Raw genomic sequence first — 17,467 nt, forward strand, 5'->3', positions numbered from 1 at the left:
CATAACCTTAACTTCTCGAACCGCCCGGTGCGGACCCGCATGCCGGGTGGTGTGGCAGGGGACCGGTCAGCCATGCTGACCGCCCCTATGCCGATACTCGCACTTGATCAGCGTGCCTTCTGCCCAACTACCTTGGCGGGTGTGCTCAGTACCAGCAATGCGCCTAGCAGGAACAATCCTGATGCGGTCCACATAGCAATAGGTAAGCTTGCGCCATCGACGATACGCCCACCCATCATGGCACCTAGACCAATCGACATATTAAACGTAAACGCCATCAACGCCGTGGCGGCTTCCGTATTGGGTGCGGTGCGCAAAATCCAGGTTTGAATGCTGACCGACACACTACCAAACACCGCTCCCCACACCATGAGTAGTAGCACGCCACTGCTTGGCTGAACACCCAGCAGCGGGAAAACAGCGACAACGATCAGCAGCAGGCTAGGAATCACCAGTACTGCGCGGTAAGGGTGGCGCCCAGCAAACATACCCGCCGCGATATTACCCATAATACCCGCCGCCCCATAAAGCAGCAGCAGGCTACTTACATGGCGCTGGGAAATACCGCTGATCTCTTGCAGGATAGGGCTAATAAAAGTGTAAGCAGCAAAGTGGCCTACCACTACGAAGCCCGTAGTTAATACCGCCACCCGTACGCCACAGTTGCTAAACTGCTGCGCCAGCACCCGCAAGCGAACCGGTTCCCGCGGTGGTAGCGGCGGCAGCCAGCACCAAAGCGCTATAGCCGTAAGCAGGCTCAAGCCGCCCAATGCCCCAAAAGCAACTCGCCAGTTGCTAAGATCACCCAATAGCGTACCCAGAGGCACACCCAACACCGAGGCCGCAGCGACGCCCCCAAAAATCATCGTCATCGCTTTTGGCACCTGAGCCTCAGGTACCAATCGCGGGGCAATGCTGCCCGCCACCGCCCAAAAGCCACCAATACTGAGCCCCACCAGCACCCGCGCGGCCAACAGCAGCGTAAAGCTACTGGCAAATGCTGAGAGTACACTTCCCGCCACCATCACGATCATCAATACCGTGAGCATAATGCGTCTATCCAAACGCCCCACCGCAACCGGTAACAGCGGGGCAGAGAAGGCCGCAACCACGCCGGGCACAGTAACCATTAAACCTGCCATACCAGGGGAAACCCCCATTGAAGAGGCTACCTGAGACAATAGCCCTATCGGCAGCTGTTCTGCGGTGACTAATAGAAAAATGCCGATCATCACGGCCACCACCGCCCACCAGCGCGGTGCTTGCTGCTGCTCCATCTGCTACTCCTTAGCGACCCAATCTTTCTTCAACATCAGACATTAACGAACCTAGCATCAACAAACTGGCAGCTAAGAAAATCCCGCAATGGCCGGCAGATGAAGTACGCATGGCTACCGTTGAGTGCCTATCTCTCATTTGACCACCTCAGCAAGGAGGTCTGTCGCCTACTCGGCGGCTACGGGTCTGAGCGCACGATAAATTTTGAATAGCCACTTAAGCGTTCGGCAACGGGAATCTACGAACTACTAAAAATCATGTTTGGCATATAGTAACTCTGACATCAGCAGTGAATAATCGGTAGAGAAGATCCTGCCGACATAACATCTCTTCCGCATCACTGACGGCGTCTTTCTGAATCACCCTTGATGTCCGCTGACCCCGACGACCCCAAAGCTACTATCAGTTGCCTCAGGCTGGAATCATCGGGTGCATCATCATGTTCAATGCTCTCCAGCCATTGCGCTATCGCCTGGAGCTCTCGAATCCGCAAGCGAATGTGACAACCTTTATTAGCCAACGGCGTATACCTATCGACAACCGTAGGATTGTCTTGATCCGCCCAATGTAGTATCTGCTTGATTGCCGGGAGACCAACTCCCAACGAACGAAGGCAATCAATGAAACGAAGTCGCCCTAGCGCCTCTTCATCGTAAAGTTGATAGCCATTGCACGGATCCCGTTGCGGTCGTAACAGACCCTCACGTGTGTAGTGGCGTACCGTTTCAGCAGAGACGCCACCAGCACGAGCCAATTCTGTGACTCGCATTGCCCTTTCCCTACATATCCATTCTACGTCAGCTTACAACCTTGAGGCTGCCCAAAGGTCAAGATCGAGCTGGGTCGACCCATGGCGGTCTCCATCGTAGTGCTGCACCTCCAAAATGTGGCCTTGAATCAAGGGTAAAAAAACAGATACGCATGAGTGCGGTACAAAGGATTCAAGAAGTTAATACTGCGCTGGTGTCATGCCGAATAACCAACCAAGACCAAAGTTTTGAACATACATCCATGCCGAAACGGTATAACCTATGGTAAAAGTCATCCCAGCCATTCGCCCAGGTCACCACTTCAATGAGGCCACTGCAGCTTACGGCAAGCTCCATCTTGATCCATGTCAATGGACAGGATTCGATTCTGTGCTAGGGTAAGATGTACATCACTCTGCAGGAGCCCTGCCGCATGGCCAGGCACGCGTCATTTCCCAAGCAATCCTCGCGGTCTGCCACCGCGTGGCATCGCTTTGGTCTGGTCATCCTGCTGGGCATGGTGCTACTGCTCTCTAGCGCCGCCACAATGGCAGATGTCCCTTCCTCGGCAGATGCTCCCTCCTCTACTGTGTCTGGCCAGGTTGGCGTTGAGCCTCACGCAGATGCGCACTCGAACATCGAGTTCATCAACGCAGACTATCCTCAACCGCGATGCCACCATGGCCATGGCACTCGTAATGTCGGCAGCGCCCTGTTGCGCCTGGAGCGCCAGGACTTGGACTTCGAGCCTCTTCCTTTGAGCATGACGGCCCCAGCCATAGCGCCCCGGGTTGTCACCGCCAGCGGCAGGCCAAGCGCTCTCCTCTCCCCCTCTTCGGTTCCAGTCTACCTTTTGACCCAACGCTACAGAGTCTAAGTCGACTCGCTCCCTGATCCCGCGCTTCCAGACATGGCTGTGCGGGAGAAACCCGTGCCCGCCCCACATTGATCCAGGCAACTGCCGGAGTGGCCGCTGTGTGTGCAGAGACTCCTCCCACCATGAGAAGTGCATGCACATTCGCAACCACACCCGAGTGCTCGGTATCGGGTACGGCTTAGCGGACGTCACGAGGAAGACTTTATGGACGCACTGTTTTACTTCCTGCTTTGGGCAGCGATCCTCTTTCTGATGATGCGCTTTGGCTGTGGTGCCCACGTCATGGGGCACCGCCATGGCAGGAGCAACCATGGCGACGATAGTCGAGAGGATCCACACGCCACCGAGGGGCTGAAGTGGATTCCGCCAGCCGAGGACGTCGACCCCGTCTGCGGCAAGACCGTCAGAACCGAAAGGGCCAAGCCGAGCGTCCACGATGGCCACGTCTTTTACTTCTGCTCTCGTGACTGCCGGGAGCGCTTCGAGGCCGCGCCCGAACAGTATCTCGTCCCTGGTGCAACGGCCTCGCCCCTCCAACCGGAGAACAAAGATGCCTGATGCCAATGCTCCGTTGACAGCCAAGCCCCGTTCAGGAACTCGCTTGCCGGTTCAGGCAACGCCGCGGATTCCCGTGATCGCACTCGGGATGAGCCTGGGGCTGTTCCTGGCCGTAACCTTCATCCTTTGCGTCGGCTTCGATCTGCTGTTTCCCGACCAGGCGATGTATAAGAGCTGGCTGCGCTTGTTGCCAGGCTTCACTTGGCTCAGCTGGTCAAGCTTCTTCCTGGGGCTGGTCGAAAGTTTCGGCTACGGCTGGTACATCGCCCTGGTCTTCGGCCCGCTATACAACTTCTTTGTCACACGCCTCAACCGACACAGCGGAGCGTAGGCCATGAACGAATCCATCACTCAATACCGAAGGCCTCAACGCATGCGTGCGGCGTTGATTCCATTCCACTGAAGAGGTCGGAAACTGTCCGGGATCAAGAGCCGCCTACTTTCATCTCTACCTTCTCTTGACCCTTGGGTTACCCGCAGGCTTTAGCCTGACGTCAGGGCAAAGTAAGTAACATGAAAGGAGATCCGACCATGTGGGGCGACATGATGGCGTATATGGGGAGTTACGGCTGGGGGCATATGCTCTTCGGCGGGCTCATGATGGTGTTGTTCTGGGGCATCGTCATTGCCTTGGCCGTTCTCCTGGTGCGTGGCCTGACCCGAGGCCGGGGCGAGCCATTTTCTCAACGGCGGCCAACGGCCCTGGACCTTATTCAAGAACGCTACGCCCGGGGAGAAATCGACCGCGCGGAGTACGAGCAACGCAAGCGCGATCTTCTGCTTTGATCGCACCTCCTGATTATTGGATACGGCACTATTAGTTTCGACCCTATCGAGATAGGGCCACGAGGTTGAATCAAGACGCGGAGGCGACGGAGACGATTCCATGACGCAACACCAACACGACCATTGTCACGGGCATGCCTCGCACGAGGCACCGACACGAGGCAGCGGCGATACGGACCAACACGCCGCCGGCAGCCAGGGTGGCGCCCAATACACCTGCCCGATGCACCCGGAGGTCGTCTCCGACCAGCCGGGTGACTGCCCCAAGTGCGGCATGCACCTCGTGCCCGTGGGAAGCGACGACTCGCAGACGCATGACGGGCATGGTCATGGGGCCTCCGCGCCGGCCCACGGCGGCAAGTACGACAAGGTGCCGGCCGGGCATGCCGGCGCCGATCAACCTGAAGGTTCCGCCGTACCGCTTCCTGTCCGAGTCCCGGATCGAGATCGGCGCCCACGACATCCTGACACCGAGAGGTAATCCACCATGACCGCCAAGACATCGACCACCAAGGCCCCCGCGGCGCGTAAAGCCCCGCGCAAGCGCCAACCCACCGCCCCACCAGAGATGGCCGCCCCGATGACCGTACCCGAGCCCGAAGAGGGCCTCCTCCCGAGCCACCCGGCGACGGAACTGCTCGCCTACCAGACCGACCTGTGGCGGCGCGGCCTGCGCTACCTGGATACCCTGCGTGAGCGCGCGGACAACATGCTCGAGCATGAGCAGGCGGGCAAGCCGCCACTGCTCGACTTCGATTACGAGATGCTCGTGGATGGCCGTCGACTAGCGCGCCCCGCCAACTATGCCCTGCTGCGCATCACCCGCGTGGGGGATGACTGCCTGGAGGACTGCCTCGACGAGACTAGGCCGCCGGTGATGATCGTCGACCCGCGTGCCGGCCACGGCCCAGGCATCGGCGGCTTCAAGCGCGACTCCGAGGTCGGCATGGCACTGCATGAGGGGCACCCGGTCTACTTCGTGATCTTCTTCCCCGAGCCCGTCCCCGGCCAGACACTGGAGGACGTGCTGCACGTCCTGCGACGCTTCGTCGAGACGCTGGCCGAGCGCCACCCCGGCCAGCCGCCGGTGCTCTACGGTAACTGCCAGGCGGGCTGGGCCATCGCGCTGCTCGCCGCCGACTGCGAGGGTCTGGTCGGGCCGGCGGTGCTGAACGGCTCGCCGCTCTCCTACTGGTCGGGCGAATCCGGCGTCAATCCCATGCGCCTCGCCGGCGGCCTGCTTGGCGGTGCCTGGCTGACGCACCTGATGGCCGACCTGGGAGACGGGCGCTTCGACGGTGCGAACCTCGCCACCAACTTCGAAGCCCTCAAGCCTGCGAATACCCTGTGGCAGAAGGACTATCAGCTGTTCGCCGACATCGACGGCCAGCGCGAACGCTTCCTCGAGTTCGAGCGCTGGTGGACGGGCTTCTATAGCCTGAGCAAAGAGGAGATCGTTGCCATCGTCGAGAACCTTTTCGTCGGCAACAAGCTGGAGCGTGGCGAGCTCGAGGTCTGCCCCGGCTGTAGCGTCGACCTCAAGCGCATCCGCAACCCCCTGGTGATCTTCGCCTCCGGCGGCGACAACATCACCCCGCCCCATCAGGCGCTCAACTGGATCCCCGCGGTCTATCCCGATACCGCGGCACTCAAGGCCGCCGACCAGCGTATCGTCTACCTGCTCAATCCCCACGTCGGGCATCTGGGCATCTTCGTCTCCTCCAAGGTGGCGCGCCTCGAGCACCGAGCGATCCTCGAGAGCGTCGGCAATCTGAATGACCTGGCCCCTGGCCTCTACGAGATGCGCATCGACAACCCCACCGGCGACCCCGACTGTCACAAGCCCCAGTTCCAGGTGCGCTTCGAGGAGCGCCGCGTGGAAGACCTGAACTTTCCCGACCAGGCCCCGGCGTTCGAAGGGGTGCGAGCGCTCTCCGAGCACAATGTGGCCCTCTACGAGACCTTCGTCGGGCCCTGGGTGCGGTTTTACACCACCCCCTGGTCAGCCGAGGTGCTGCGTCAACTGCATCCGGCGCGGACCAGCCGGCTGATGTACTCGGAACGCTTCTCCCCCTGGATGACCGGTGTGAAGTGGCTGGCCGAGATGGTAGAGACCGCACCGGCGCCGATCGATAGTGACACCCCCTATCGGCAATGGGAGACGCTGTTGAGCGACTCTATCGCCTCGACGCTGGAGCTTGCCGGCACGACCCGCGACAGCATGTACGAGATGGGGTTTCGCAACCTCTACGGCGGGGGATGGTGGAGCGAGAACGAGTGACCCAGTCGAAGCCGACCCGGTTTACAGCCAATACCTATAGAGCAACCCACTAATGGAGAGCAATAAATGAAGATCGAGACCTTTCATGACCTGATCGACTGGACTCGCCAGCTGCATGCCCAGTTGGCCGAGTGCTTCAGGCACTGTGCCACCCGGCAGGAGGAGGCACGGGCCAAATCACTGCTGGAGTATCTCGCCGATCACGAGGCGGTCCTGGAGCACACCGTGGCCAGCTTCGAGAAGCAGGCCGACCCCAAGGCCCTAAACACCTGGGTCTACGATTATCTGTCGCATGCGCCCATCAAACCCCATCAGGCGTGCAATTTGCCCTATGCCGAGATGGGCTTCGAAGACATCAGCCGGGAAGTCTTCTCGCTGCACGATCAGGTCATCGCGCTATACCGCTGCCTGGAAGGACGCGCCGACATCCCCGAGGCTCGGGATCTCGTTCGCGAGCTCTTGAAGCTGGAGGAACACGAGGCGATGCGTCTGTCCCAACAGATCAACCGAGCCCGAGACCTGTAGTCGGGCGCTGAACAGGGACCATCTTTCGCCCCCGGAGTAAGGAAAACTCGACTATGCCAAACCGTCGATCGGCCATTCTGGTGGTCAACTGCGGGTCATCCAGCCTGAAGTTCGCCGTGTTCGGTGTGACGGAAGGGCTCGCACGGCTGGTATGGGGAGCGGCCAGTGGGATCGGCACGTCACAAGGCCGGCTCCAGATGTCGAGTGCACAGGGAACGGTTGACGACCACCCCGCGCGACTGGCTGATCATGCCACCGCCATCGAGAAGGTCGACACCCTTCTTCAACAGCAGACAAGCCGACTGGACCTCGTCGGCATCGGGCACCGGGTGGTCCATGGTGGCCCCGATTGCGACTGCCCCCAACGGATCGATGCCTCCCTGCTGGACCGGCTTCACGCTCTGGTGCCACTGGCTCCGCTGCACCTGCCACACAACCTGGCCGGCATCACCGCCATGCGCACGCAGTTCCCCGACGTGCCCCAGCTCGCCTGCTTCGACACGGCATTCCACCACGGCCTGCCCGCGGTTGCCCGGCACACCGGCCTGCCCCGGGAATACGCGGCCCAAGGGGTGCGTCGCTACGGTTTCCACGGCCTCTCCTACGAGTTCATCGTCGACGACCTGAGGCGACGCCATGGCCCGGAGGCGTTACGCGAGCGCCTGATCGTGGCGCACCTGGGCAACGGGGCGTCGATGGCGGCGATCCGCCACGGGCGCAGCATCGAGACGACGATGGGCTTCAGTGCCTTGGGCGGCATGCCCATGGGTACCCGCAGCGGCGATCTGGACCCCGGTATCCTGCTCTATTTGGCCGGGCATGACGGGCTCGATGCCGCAGAGATCGAGGAACTCCTCTATCGACGCTCGGGGCTGCTGGGACTTTCCGGGGTGAGTGCCGACATGCGGGAACTCCTGACGCACCGCGAGGATACGCCGGAGGCCGCGCAGGCCGTCGACTTCTTCTGCCATCGTGCCCGCCACTTCATCGGTGCCCTGAGCGCCGCGCTCGGCGGGCTGGACCGGCTGATCTTCACCGGCGGCATCGGCGCGAACTCACCGGCGATCCGGGCACAGATCTGCGCAGGAATGGGGTATCTCGGCATCACACTGGAGGAAGGACGCAACCGCACGCCCGGGCCGGTGATTTCCGCCGCCGAGGGCCCGGTCCGGGTAGAGGCCGTGGCCACCGATGAAGAACGGATGATCGCCCGGCACGTGCAGCGCACATTAACCAACACCCAGGAGGTGACATGACCCAGACGGCAACGCCAATGGCCTTGGCGACGCTCGATGACCTGATTCAGCGAGCCAGTGGCGGTAACCCGATCCGCGTCGCCGTGGTCAACGCGGCCCAGGCCGCGGTGCTGGAGACGCTTCGCGAGGCGGCGAGGCGACGCATCGCCGAGCCGGTGCTCATCGGCCGCCCCGCCGAGGTCGTCGAGGTTGCGGCCACGCTCGGCTGGGAGGTCGACCCGGCATCGGTGATCGAGGCCGACTCGGAGGCGGCCGCCGCTCGCCGCGGGGTGGAGCTCGTGCAGGCCGGACGCGCGGAGGCGCTGATGAAAGGGCACCTCCACACCGATACCTTCATGCATGCCCTGCTGGACAATGGCCTGCGACAGCCCGGCCGGCGAGTGAGCCACGTCTTTTTGGTGGACGTGCCCGACTGCCCACGCCTGCTGTCCGTGACCGATGCGGCCGTGAACATTACCCCCGACCTCAATGCCAAGGCGCAGATTCTCCAGAACGCCATCGAGCTGATGCACATGATCGGGCTCGAGCGGCCACGTGCCGCGGTCATTTCCGCCGTGGAAACGGTCAATCCGGCCATCGTCTCTACCCTGGATGCGGCCTGCCTGACCCTGATGGCCCGCCGCGGCCAGATTGCCGGCGCCGAGGTCGACGGGCCACTGGCCTTCGACAACGCCATCTCGGAACGGGCCGCGCGCGAAAAGGGCATCGACTCCCCGGTGGCGGGGAAGGCCGACATCCTGCTCATGCCGGATCTGGTGTCAGGCAACGTGTTGGCCAAGAACCTCGAGTACCATGCCGGCGCCACGGCGGCCGGGGTGGTCATGGGGCTGACGGTGCCGGCGGTACTGAGTTCCCGGGCCGACCCGCCCGAGGCGCGCCTGGCCGGACTGGCCGTGGCGGCGCTGATGTACCGCGCGGGGATCCGCCTGCCCGTGCCCTCCCCTGACGAAGCGGAATCCACCTTCTGCTGTTCCCCGCAACCCGAGTCGGCCTGCTGCCCCAGGGAGGTGCGCTGATGGACACCACGACCCGAACCACCACCCGAGCCACCATCGACGGGACGACAGCGAGCCCACCGGCGACGACCACCGATCAGCGCCTGCACGCCATGATGAGCCTCTTCACAGGGGGGCTGTCACCGACCGCCGTCCAGCAGGCCTGGTGGGACTGGGCGCAACACCTGCTGCTGTCACCGGACAAGCAGACGGAACTCGTCGGCAAGGCCCTGCGTAAGTGGCAACGCTTCGGCGGTTACTGGGAGCAGGCTTGCCGGGCACCGTGCGAGCCCTGCATCGAGCCGTTACCCCAGGACAAGCGCTTTCGCGGCGAGGCCTGGCAGCGCTGGCCTTTCAACGTGCTCTATCAGGGTTTCCTGCTGCAGCAGCAGTGGTGGCATGCAGCCACCACCGGTGTACCGGGTGTCTCGCGCCACCATGAGGCGATGGTGAACTTCGGTGCACGACAGATACTCGACGTCTTCTCGCCGTCGAACTTCCTCGCCACCAACCCCGAATTGCTGGAGCAGACTCGGCGCGAGGGTGGCGCCAACCTGGCCCGCGGCGCCAGTAATCTGCTGGAGGACTGGCGCCGCCGGCAGGCCGGCGAGGGGCCTGTGGGCGTCGAAGCATACCGGGTCGGCCGAGACGTGGCGGTGACGCCGGGCAAGGTGGTCTACCGCAACCGGCTCATCGAGCTGATCCAGTACGCGCCCGCCACCCAGGAGGTCCATGTCGAGCCGGTGCTGATCGTGCCGGCCTGGATCATGAAGTACTACATCCTGGACCTCTCCCCGGAAAACTCCCTGGTTCGCTACCTGGTGGCGCAGGGCCATACGGTGTTCGTCGTGTCCTGGAAGAACCCGGGCAGCGAGGAGCGGGACCTGGGCATGGCCGACTACCGGCGGCTGGGGGTCATGGCGGCCCTCGACGCGGTCACGGCCATCTGCCCGCAGCAGCGTGTCCACGGCGTGGGCTATTGCCTGGGCGGGACGCTGCTGTCGATTGCCGCGGCCGCCATGGGCCGGGACGGTGACACTCGCCTGGCCAGCCTGACGCTGCTCGCCGCGCAGACCGACTTCAGCGAGGCCGGTGAGCTGATGCTGTTCATCGACGAGGATCAGGTGCGTTTCCTCGAGGACCTCATGGCCGTCAGGGGCTATCTGGACACCCGGCAGATGGCCGGCGCCTTCCAGTTGCTGCGTTCCCAGGACCTGATCTGGTCGAAGATGGTGCGCAGTTATCTGGCCGGCGAACGTCCGCCCATGTTCGACCTGATGGCCTGGAACGCCGACGGCACCCGCATGCCGGCGCGCATGCACAGCGAGTACCTCCGGTGGCTGTTCCTCGACAACGATCTCGCCGGTGGGCGCTACCGGGTGGACGAACGGCCCGTATCGCTGACCGACATCGAGATCCCCGTGTTCGCCGTCAGCACGCTCAAGGATCATGTCGCCCCCTGGCGCTCCGTCTACAAGGTTCAGTGGCTGACGCCGGCGGACGTCACCTTCGTGCTCTCCAGCGGCGGGCACAACGCCGGCATCGTCAACCCGCCCGGTGATTCCCGCCGCTTCCACCAGATCTCGACCATCCAGGCTGAGGACCCCTTCATGGATCCGGATGGCTGGCAGGCCACTGCCGCGCATCATGACGGCTCCTGGTGGCCCTGCTGGCAGGGCTGGCTGGAAGGTCACAGTACCCAGCGCATACCCGCTCGGGAGCCGGGGGAGACCCAAGGCTATCCGGCGCTGGACGAAGCGCCAGGACGTTATGTCCTGGAGAAATGAGCCCGTCCTGCGGGGAAGGGGGCCGCTGCCATCGATGGCCCCAGAGCAGCCGTGCCGAAGGGCGCGGCCAATGTCATAGTCAGCGAGGTGAGCAATCATGAAGGAATCCAACGTCGTTCTCTGCGCCCCGGTGCGCACGGCCATCGGCACCTACGGCGGCACACTCAAGGCCACGCCGGCACCCGAGCTCGGCGCCACCGCCATCGCCGAGAGCCTGCGCCGCTCGGGCTTGGCCCCCGAGGACGTGCAGAGCGTGGTGCTGGGTCAGGTGGTCCAGGCCGGCGCCAAGATGAACCCGGCGCGCCAGGCCGCGATCCATGCCGGCTTGCCGGTGTCGGTGCCGGCGATGACGGTCAACCGGGTCTGCGGCTCCGGCGCCCAAGCCGTGGCCAGCGCCGCCCAGGAGGTGATGCTCGGGCATCTCGACTGTGCCATCGCCGGCGGAATGGAGAATATGGACCTCGCGCCCTACCTGGATCTCGCCGGACGCTGGGGCCATCGCATGGGCAATGCCGAAATCTACGACAGCATGCTGCGCGACGGGCTCAATGATGCCTTCTCCGATCAGCACTCGGGGTGGCACACCGAGGATCTGGTCAGCCGCTTCGGCATCAGCCGCGAGGATCAGGACCGATGGGCGGCGCGCAGCCAGCAGCGCTTCGGCGAGGCGCAGGCGGCAGGACGCTTCGACGCCGAGATCGTGCCGGTCGAAGTCAACTCCCGCAAGGGCACGGTGGCCTTCGGGCGCGATGAGCACAACCGCCCCGACGCCACCGCCGAGGGCCTCGGCAAACTCAGGCCGGCCTTCCGCAAGGAGGGCACCATCACCGCCGGCAACGCCCCCGGGCTGAACACGGGCGCGGCGGCGATGATCGTCGCCGATCGCGCCTGGGCGGAACGCCAGGGCCTCGCGCCCATGGCGCGTCTGGTGAGCTACGGCGTCGGCGCCGTCGAGCCCGGCTACTTCGGCCTCGGCCCGGTGCCGGCGGTGCAACAGGCACTAGCACGCGCCGGCTGGCGCATGGGTGATGTCGAGCGCATCGAGATCAACGAGGCCTTCGCGGCCATCGTCCTTGCCCTGATCGGGGAGCTCGGGCTGGCCGAGGACATCGTCAATGTGGAAGGCGGCGCGATCGCCCATGGCCATCCCATCGGCGCCACCGGGGCGGTGCTGACCACCCGGCTGCTGCACGCCATGGCCCGGGACGACGTGCGCCGCGGCGTGGTCACCTTGTGCATCGGTGGCGGCCAGGGGGTGGCGCTGGCGCTGGAGCGCCTAGCGTAACCGCGAATCAACCCGTACGCGCGGCTCGCTATGAAAGTGCCGAGCCGCGCCACTCAAGGAGGCAACATCATGAAAGCACTCGTCTATCATGGTCCTGGCCAGCGTCGCTGGGAGGACAAACCGCGCCCGAGCATCACCAAGCCCACGGATGCGGTGGTGCGCATTACCCATACCACCATCTGCGGCACCGACCTGCACATCCTCAAGGGCGACGTACCCGCCGTGGAGGATGGTCGTATCCTCGGCCACGAGGGCGTCGGCGTCGTCGAGGAGGTCGGCGACGGCGTGAGCCATATTCAGGTCGGCGATGAGGTGCTGATTTCCTGCATCACCTCGTGTGGCCGCTGCGACTATTGCAAGCGGGGTCTCTATGCCCACTGCCGCGACGGCGGCTGGATCCTCGGTCATCTGATCGACGGCACCCAAGCCGAGTACGTGCGTATCCCGCACGCGGACAACAGCCTGCACCGCTTGCCTAAGGACATGGACCGCGCCGCGGCGGTGATGCTCAGTGACATTCTGCCTACCGGCCATGAGATCGGCGCCTTGAACGGCGAGGTAGGGCTCGGCGACACGGTGGCCATTGTCGGCGCGGGGCCCATCGGCCTGGCGGCCCTGATGACCTCGCGCTTCTATTCTCCCGCACGGATTATCATGATCGACCCCGACGAGAACCGTCTGGCCATGGCCAAGCAGCTCGGCGCCACCGACACCATCGCCCGGGATCCACTCGACGCTATCGACGAGCTGACCGGTGGCGAAGGCGTGGACGTCGCCATGGAAGCAGTGGGAATCCCCGAGACCTTCGATATCTGCCAGCGCATCGTGCGCCCGGGGGGGCATATCGCCAATATCGGCGTGCACGGCAAGAGCGTCGAGTTCCGCCTGCAGGATCTCTGGATCAAGAATGTCACGGTGCGTACTGGCCTAGTGAACACCAACACGACCCCGGTGCTAATGCGCATCGTCGAGGCCGGTGGCGTCGAGCCCGCAGGTTTGGTGACCCACCGCTTCAAGCTCGACGACATCGAGAAGGCCTACGACGTGTTTTCCCGGGCATCGAAGGAGCAGGCCATCAAGATGCTATTGACGGCCGAGTAACCGATCCGGGGGGATGCGATGGGCGCCACCTGGGCCAAGGACTTCGCCCGCCACAATACCTGCGTCGCGGCCATCGCCCCCGGGGGGGGGGCTACTGCATGGCCATGGTGAAGGCGATGCCCAATAAGAGCCTCGACAAGCTGCGTGCCAAGGCCGCCTCCGGCATCGAGCACTTCGGCGAACTACTCAATGGCCCGAGAAGCGAGCACCGCTGAACTGCATCTGCATCTTCAGCTTGCACAGCTATAATCAATGTCGTCAAACAGACTTGACGTCTGATCGAAATATCATGTGTTGCCCAGATTTACTCCATTCGGCCTCACCCACTTATATTACTGCGGGGAATAAAAACATAATCTTTAAACCCATGATGACCCAGCCAACAAGTTGATTCAAGACATCAAGGCGAGGCAGGCGACTCCATAGCTCAGCACCTTCACCGACATGAACATCCATCTCACGGTAATCGGAGGAAAGGCGAGAAAGCCGGCACAATGAAAGTCACGGTGGTAATGAATTCGCTACGTCGCCGCCACTCGCGACAGCCTTTTTGAGATGGGGTTCGAGGAACTCTAAGGCGTGGCGTTTGGGCGTGTCGTTTCGTGGCACAAGGGTAAAGTGACCCAGTGAGATTCGTCTCATCAAAACGGGTAAGCGGATTAAATGGTTGATCTTACCTTTGCATGAGAGTGAGACAGACCGGCATCTCATCGGATTATCTGGTTGATGCTTCACCTACTGCTGGTGCATGTTTCCTTCGCTAATTCCAGCAAGAACCCCACACGCCTCAACTTCCCGGTCATCGTTGCAACTCGCTCTCAGTGAAACGAGTTGTTTCTCAAGCGCTTGCAGAGCGGTTATCTGCGAGCGCACATGAGAGATGTGATCATCGAGCAAGGCATTGACAGCGGTACAGGACTGATGAGGGTCGTCCTGATAGCGCTTTAGTTCGTGAATTTCTGCCAGTGACAGATCCAGGATGCGGCAGCGACGAATAAAGGCCAGCCGCTCAACGTGTTTCTCGGTATAGACACGGTAACCGTTCTCCTGCCGACCAGGCGGCGGCAACAAGCCCTGCCGTTCGTAGAAGCGGATCGTCTGTGTATCTACCCCTACTGACTGTGCCAACTGACCAATACGCATCGGGTTCCTCCGCAACGGATTCTCTACGCTATTGACCTTATAGCGACTATATAGTTTTAAATGAAAACCCGATCACATTCAAGTGGAGTCATATCATGAGTAAAAACTGCGGAGGCCCCTGTGGCGACCATGCAAGGCCTGCGGCGGATACCGATATGCAGGCCTCCTCCGATGCGTCGGGGGAATGGGTCAGTGTTTATGCCGTGCCGAAGATGGACTGTCCATCAGAAGAGCGCATGATTCGCCTGGCCCTGAACGGCGTTGAGGGGATTCGGGCACTGTCCTTCGACTTGTCGAACCGCCGGTTGAAGGTCGTGCATGACGGTGAGGTCGAGCCCGTCACCGCGAAGCTGAAGACCTTGGGGCTAGGCGCCTCGCTTCAGGAAACCGTCGCTGCAAATCCGGAGACCATCAAGGCCGCCGAGTTTTCGGCAGCTTCTGCTAAGCAAGAATCCGGGACCCTGCGCTGGTTGCTCGGCATCAATGCACTTCTGTTCGTGGTGGAAATGACTGCCGGTCTGATGGCTCAGTCAACTGGCCTCATTGCAGAGTCCCTGGACAATTTTGCTGATGCGGCAGTGTACGGACTCGCTCTTTATGCGGTTGGGCATAGCGTGAAAAGGCAGGTCCGTGTTGCGCACGTTGCTGGTGTGGTCCAACTGGTTTTGGCTGTTGGCGTACTCGTAGAGGTCGTGAGGCGCTTTGTATTCGGTAGTGAGCCTGAATCGCTGGTGATGATAGCCATCGCATTCGTCGCATTGATTGCCAATACCGCCTGTCTGCTGATGGTATCCAAACATCGAGGGGGCGGAGCTCATATGAAGGCTAGCTGGATATTTTCGGCCAACGACGTGGTGATCAACCTGGGGGTCATCACCGCCGGCGCCCTGGTCGCGTGGACCGGGTCCAATTATCCGGATCTGATTATCGGCACCATCGCGGGGGTCATTGTACTTAACGGTGCCAGACGCATTCTGGCGTTGAAGGGTTAAATAATGCTCATTATTGGCAAAAAGCTCTCGCCGTATGCCCTATTGTCCATATCGGGCCTGCTGGCAGCGTCTGATCAGGCTGTAAAGTGGCTGGTGCAGCAATCAATGGCCTATGGCGAGTATGTTTCGGTGACCCCGTTCTTTAACTGGGTGCACCTATGGAACACCGGTGCCGCATTCAGTCTTTTTGCGAATGGTGGAGGCTGGCAGCGCTACTTTTTTATCGGAATCGCGGTAGTGGTCTCGATTTTTCTGATCAAGCTGATCCTTGAAAATCGTCATAAAGGAGAAGCCATCGCTTACAGTCTTATCCTCGGTGGCGCCATGGGCAACCTGATTGACCGGGTCTTTCGCGGCTATGTTGTGGATTCCTTTGATTTCTATTGGCGAGACTGGCATTGGCCGGCCTTCAACCTGGCTGATATTGCAATTGTCCTCGGTGCCTTACTTTTCGTTTCCAGCAGCTTGTTGGGTAAAAAAGCAAACACCAATGCCGAGCCGGATGGATCTGACTGACACCTACGCCTATACAACACCATGACCGAACTTCCCGACAACATCCTTCACCTGCCGCAATACCAAGTACTGGGCTGCAAATCAACCGACGACGAAATGCACTTCCAGGTGGACGTGCCCGATCCCATCGCCTGCGAGGAATGCGGCGTGCAGGGTGAGTTCGTACGGTTCGGCAAGCGTGACGTTCCCTATCGTGATCTGCCCATCCACGGCAAGCGGGTCACTCTCTGGGTGGTCCGCCGCCGATACACCTGCCGGGCCTGCAAGACAACATTCAGGCCCCAGCTACCGGAGATGGTGGACGGATTCCGTATGACACTGCGGCTGCATGAGTACGTGGAGAAGGAATCCTTCAACCACCCCTACACCTTTGTGGCGGCACAGACCGGCCTGGACGAGAAGACGGTGCGCGACATCTTCAACGCCCGCGCCGAGTTCCTGGGGCGCTGGCACCGCTTCGAGACGCCCCGCATCCTGGGCATTGACGAGCTATACCTGAACAAGCGCTACCGCTGCATTCTGACCAACATTGAGGAGCGAACCCTGCTCGACCTGCTGGCCACCCGCCGCCAGGACGTGGTGACCAACTACCTGATGAAGCTGAAAGACCGGCAGAAGGTCGAGATCGTCAGCATGGACATGTGGAACCCCTACCGGGCAGCGGTCAAGGCTGTGCTGCCCCAGGCCCGTATCGTGGTCGATAAGTTCCATGTGGTGCGCATGGCCAACGATGCCCTAGAGAGAGTGCGCAAGGGCCTCAGAAAGGAGCTGAAACCGTCCCAGAGCCGGACTGACCGGAAAATCCTGCTGAAACGCGCTCACGAAGTCTCAGACCGGGAGCGCCTCATCATGGAGACCTGGACAGGCGCGTTCCCGCAACTGCTGGCCGCCTACGAGCACAAGGAGCGCTTCTACGGCATCTGGGACGCCACCACACGGCTCCAGGCAGAAGCCGCCCTGGACGAGTGGATAGCCACCATCCCGAAGGGCCAAAAGGAAGTCTGGAGCGATCTGGTCAGGGCAGTGGGAAACTGGCGCGAAGAGACCATGACCTACTTCGAGACGGACATGCCCGTCACCAACGCTTACACGGAGTCCATCAACCGACTGGCCAAGGACAAGAACCGTGAAGGGCGCGGTTACTCCTTCGAGGTGATGCGGGCACGAATGCTCTACACCACGAAGCACAAGAAGAAGGCACCGACTGCGAAGGTCTCTCCTTTCTACAAGAAAACCATCGGTTACGGACTGCCGGACTTCGCAGAGGAACTCAACTACGGAGTCGATCTATCAACCATCTGAGGGTGGTATCAGATTGATGGGGTGAAGGTGCCCCAT

18 protein-coding genes and 1 pseudogene are annotated in these 17,467 nt (G+C 61.7%); 16 read left to right on the forward strand and 3 right to left on the reverse strand.

The window, feature by feature from the left end:
• Positions 1 to 107: 107 nt before the first annotated feature.
• The gene (locus tag ACQKE4_RS14485; RefSeq protein ID WP_427389077.1) at positions 108 to 1,277 is read right to left on the reverse strand and encodes an MFS transporter; all 1,170 of its coding nucleotides are present in this window, start codon (positions 1,275 to 1,277) and stop codon (positions 108 to 110) included.
• Between the two features lie 93 nt (positions 1,278 to 1,370).
• Here ACQKE4_RS14485 and ACQKE4_RS14490 point away from each other — a divergent pair.
• A pseudogene (locus ACQKE4_RS14490) lies at positions 1,371 to 1,490 on the forward strand (IS630-like element ISHsp2 family transposase); the annotation flags it as partial.
• 125 nt (positions 1,491 to 1,615) lie between these two features.
• On the opposite strand, the gene ACQKE4_RS14495 reads toward ACQKE4_RS14490, so the two are convergent.
• Positions 1,616 to 2,047, reverse strand: a complete 432-nt coding sequence (locus ACQKE4_RS14495; protein WP_089686952.1) for a MerR family transcriptional regulator — start codon at positions 2,045 to 2,047, stop codon at positions 1,616 to 1,618.
• Positions 2,048 to 2,460: 413 nt separating this feature from the next.
• Between ACQKE4_RS14495 and ACQKE4_RS14500 the strand changes: the two genes are divergently transcribed.
• The 12 genes from ACQKE4_RS14500 (at position 2,461) to ACQKE4_RS14555 (ending at position 13,478) form a co-directional block, all read left to right on the forward strand.
• The gene (locus ACQKE4_RS14500) at positions 2,461 to 2,904 is read left to right on the forward strand and encodes a hypothetical protein (RefSeq protein WP_427389078.1); all 444 of its coding nucleotides are present in this window, start codon (positions 2,461 to 2,463) and stop codon (positions 2,902 to 2,904) included.
• Between the two features lie 204 nt (positions 2,905 to 3,108).
• Positions 3,109 to 3,462, forward strand: a complete 354-nt coding sequence (locus ACQKE4_RS14505; RefSeq protein ID WP_427389079.1) for a YHS domain-containing protein — start codon at positions 3,109 to 3,111, stop codon at positions 3,460 to 3,462.
• On the forward strand, positions 3,455 to 3,793 hold the full coding sequence (locus tag ACQKE4_RS14510; protein ID WP_427389080.1) for a DUF5676 family membrane protein: 339 nt from the start codon (positions 3,455 to 3,457) through the stop codon (positions 3,791 to 3,793). Before ACQKE4_RS14505 ends, ACQKE4_RS14510 begins: the two co-directional genes overlap by 8 nt.
• A gap of 200 nt (positions 3,794 to 3,993) precedes the next feature.
• Complete coding sequence (locus tag ACQKE4_RS14515) at positions 3,994 to 4,248, forward strand: SHOCT domain-containing protein (protein WP_427389081.1); 255 nt, start codon at positions 3,994 to 3,996, stop codon at positions 4,246 to 4,248.
• A gap of 223 nt (positions 4,249 to 4,471) precedes the next feature.
• Entirely contained in the window at positions 4,472 to 4,729 is a 258-nt protein-coding gene (locus ACQKE4_RS14520) for a heavy metal-binding domain-containing protein (protein WP_427389119.1), read from the forward strand.
• A gap of 6 nt (positions 4,730 to 4,735) precedes the next feature.
• Positions 4,736 to 6,529, forward strand: coding sequence for a DUF3141 domain-containing protein (locus ACQKE4_RS14525; RefSeq protein ID WP_427389082.1), 1,794 nt, complete (start codon positions 4,736 to 4,738; stop codon positions 6,527 to 6,529).
• A gap of 66 nt (positions 6,530 to 6,595) precedes the next feature.
• Positions 6,596 to 7,054: an ATPase gene (locus ACQKE4_RS14530; RefSeq protein ID WP_427389083.1), complete on the forward strand. Its 459-nt coding sequence runs from the start codon at positions 6,596 to 6,598 to the stop codon at positions 7,052 to 7,054.
• Positions 7,055 to 7,107: 53 nt separating this feature from the next.
• Positions 7,108 to 8,310, forward strand: coding sequence for an acetate/propionate family kinase (locus ACQKE4_RS14535; protein ID WP_427389084.1), 1,203 nt, complete (start codon positions 7,108 to 7,110; stop codon positions 8,308 to 8,310).
• Positions 8,307 to 9,326: a bifunctional enoyl-CoA hydratase/phosphate acetyltransferase gene (locus ACQKE4_RS14540; RefSeq protein WP_427389085.1), complete on the forward strand. Its 1,020-nt coding sequence runs from the start codon at positions 8,307 to 8,309 to the stop codon at positions 9,324 to 9,326. Before ACQKE4_RS14535 ends, ACQKE4_RS14540 begins: the two co-directional genes overlap by 4 nt.
• Positions 9,326 to 11,092, forward strand: coding sequence for a PHA/PHB synthase family protein (locus tag ACQKE4_RS14545; RefSeq protein ID WP_427389086.1), 1,767 nt, complete (start codon positions 9,326 to 9,328; stop codon positions 11,090 to 11,092). Before ACQKE4_RS14540 ends, ACQKE4_RS14545 begins: the two co-directional genes overlap by 1 nt.
• A 97-nt stretch (positions 11,093 to 11,189) precedes the next feature.
• A complete protein-coding gene (locus ACQKE4_RS14550; RefSeq protein ID WP_023004657.1) occupies positions 11,190 to 12,377 on the forward strand; it encodes a thiolase family protein in 1,188 nt (395 codons plus the stop codon).
• 69 nt (positions 12,378 to 12,446) lie between these two features.
• Positions 12,447 to 13,478, forward strand: a complete 1,032-nt coding sequence (locus ACQKE4_RS14555; RefSeq protein WP_427389087.1) for a zinc-dependent alcohol dehydrogenase family protein — start codon at positions 12,447 to 12,449, stop codon at positions 13,476 to 13,478.
• 735 nt (positions 13,479 to 14,213) lie between these two features.
• On the opposite strand, the gene cadR is transcribed toward ACQKE4_RS14555, so the two are convergent.
• The gene (cadR, locus tag ACQKE4_RS14560; protein WP_024126910.1) at positions 14,214 to 14,621 is read right to left on the reverse strand and encodes a Cd(II)/Pb(II)-responsive transcriptional regulator; all 408 of its coding nucleotides are present in this window, start codon (positions 14,619 to 14,621) and stop codon (positions 14,214 to 14,216) included.
• A 95-nt stretch (positions 14,622 to 14,716) separates the two neighbouring features.
• On the opposite strand from cadR, the gene ACQKE4_RS14565 reads away from it, so the two are divergent.
• Genes ACQKE4_RS14565 through ACQKE4_RS14575 form a run of 3 tightly spaced genes read left to right on the forward strand, consistent with a single transcriptional unit; the run spans position 14,717 to position 17,431 of the window.
• Positions 14,717 to 15,613: a cation transporter gene (locus tag ACQKE4_RS14565; RefSeq protein WP_427389088.1), complete on the forward strand. Its 897-nt coding sequence runs from the start codon at positions 14,717 to 14,719 to the stop codon at positions 15,611 to 15,613.
• A 3-nt stretch (positions 15,614 to 15,616) separates the two neighbouring features.
• Positions 15,617 to 16,129 carry a signal peptidase II gene (gene lspA, locus ACQKE4_RS14570; protein WP_004863699.1) on the forward strand — a complete coding sequence of 171 codons (513 nt, stop codon included), beginning with the start codon at positions 15,617 to 15,619 and terminating at the stop codon, positions 16,127 to 16,129.
• A gap of 21 nt (positions 16,130 to 16,150) precedes the next feature.
• Positions 16,151 to 17,431, forward strand: a complete 1,281-nt coding sequence (locus ACQKE4_RS14575; protein ID WP_427389089.1) for an ISL3-like element ISPpu12 family transposase — start codon at positions 16,151 to 16,153, stop codon at positions 17,429 to 17,431.
• Positions 17,432 to 17,467 lie beyond the last annotated feature (36 nt).

Source organism: Halomonas sp. NPDC076908 (genome assembly GCF_050269715.1).
Taxonomy (GTDB): domain Bacteria; phylum Pseudomonadota; class Gammaproteobacteria; order Pseudomonadales; family Halomonadaceae; genus Vreelandella.

Coding starts and splice junctions, on each gene's coding strand:
- ACQKE4_RS14485 (WP_427389077.1), bottom strand. CDS start 1,277: ATGGAGCAGCAGCAAGCACCGCGCTGGTGGGCGGTGGTGGCCGTGATG.
- ACQKE4_RS14495 (WP_089686952.1), bottom strand. CDS start 2,047: ATGCGAGTCACAGAATTGGCTCGTGCTGGTGGCGTCTCTGCTGAAACG.
- ACQKE4_RS14500 (WP_427389078.1), top strand. CDS start 2,461: ATGGCCAGGCACGCGTCATTTCCCAAGCAATCCTCGCGGTCTGCCACC.
- ACQKE4_RS14505 (WP_427389079.1), top strand. CDS start 3,109: ATGGACGCACTGTTTTACTTCCTGCTTTGGGCAGCGATCCTCTTTCTG.
- ACQKE4_RS14510 (WP_427389080.1), top strand. CDS start 3,455: ATGCCTGATGCCAATGCTCCGTTGACAGCCAAGCCCCGTTCAGGAACT.
- ACQKE4_RS14515 (WP_427389081.1), top strand. CDS start 3,994: ATGTGGGGCGACATGATGGCGTATATGGGGAGTTACGGCTGGGGGCAT.
- ACQKE4_RS14520 (WP_427389119.1), top strand. CDS start 4,472: ATGCACCCGGAGGTCGTCTCCGACCAGCCGGGTGACTGCCCCAAGTGC.
- ACQKE4_RS14525 (WP_427389082.1), top strand. CDS start 4,736: ATGACCGCCAAGACATCGACCACCAAGGCCCCCGCGGCGCGTAAAGCC.
- ACQKE4_RS14530 (WP_427389083.1), top strand. CDS start 6,596: ATGAAGATCGAGACCTTTCATGACCTGATCGACTGGACTCGCCAGCTG.
- ACQKE4_RS14535 (WP_427389084.1), top strand. CDS start 7,108: ATGCCAAACCGTCGATCGGCCATTCTGGTGGTCAACTGCGGGTCATCC.
- ACQKE4_RS14540 (WP_427389085.1), top strand. CDS start 8,307: ATGACCCAGACGGCAACGCCAATGGCCTTGGCGACGCTCGATGACCTG.
- ACQKE4_RS14545 (WP_427389086.1), top strand. CDS start 9,326: ATGGACACCACGACCCGAACCACCACCCGAGCCACCATCGACGGGACG.
- ACQKE4_RS14550 (WP_023004657.1), top strand. CDS start 11,190: ATGAAGGAATCCAACGTCGTTCTCTGCGCCCCGGTGCGCACGGCCATC.
- ACQKE4_RS14555 (WP_427389087.1), top strand. CDS start 12,447: ATGAAAGCACTCGTCTATCATGGTCCTGGCCAGCGTCGCTGGGAGGAC.
- cadR (WP_024126910.1), bottom strand. CDS start 14,621: ATGCGTATTGGTCAGTTGGCACAGTCAGTAGGGGTAGATACACAGACG.
- ACQKE4_RS14565 (WP_427389088.1), top strand. CDS start 14,717: ATGAGTAAAAACTGCGGAGGCCCCTGTGGCGACCATGCAAGGCCTGCG.
- lspA (WP_004863699.1), top strand. CDS start 15,617: ATGCTCATTATTGGCAAAAAGCTCTCGCCGTATGCCCTATTGTCCATA.
- ACQKE4_RS14575 (WP_427389089.1), top strand. CDS start 16,151: ATGACCGAACTTCCCGACAACATCCTTCACCTGCCGCAATACCAAGTA.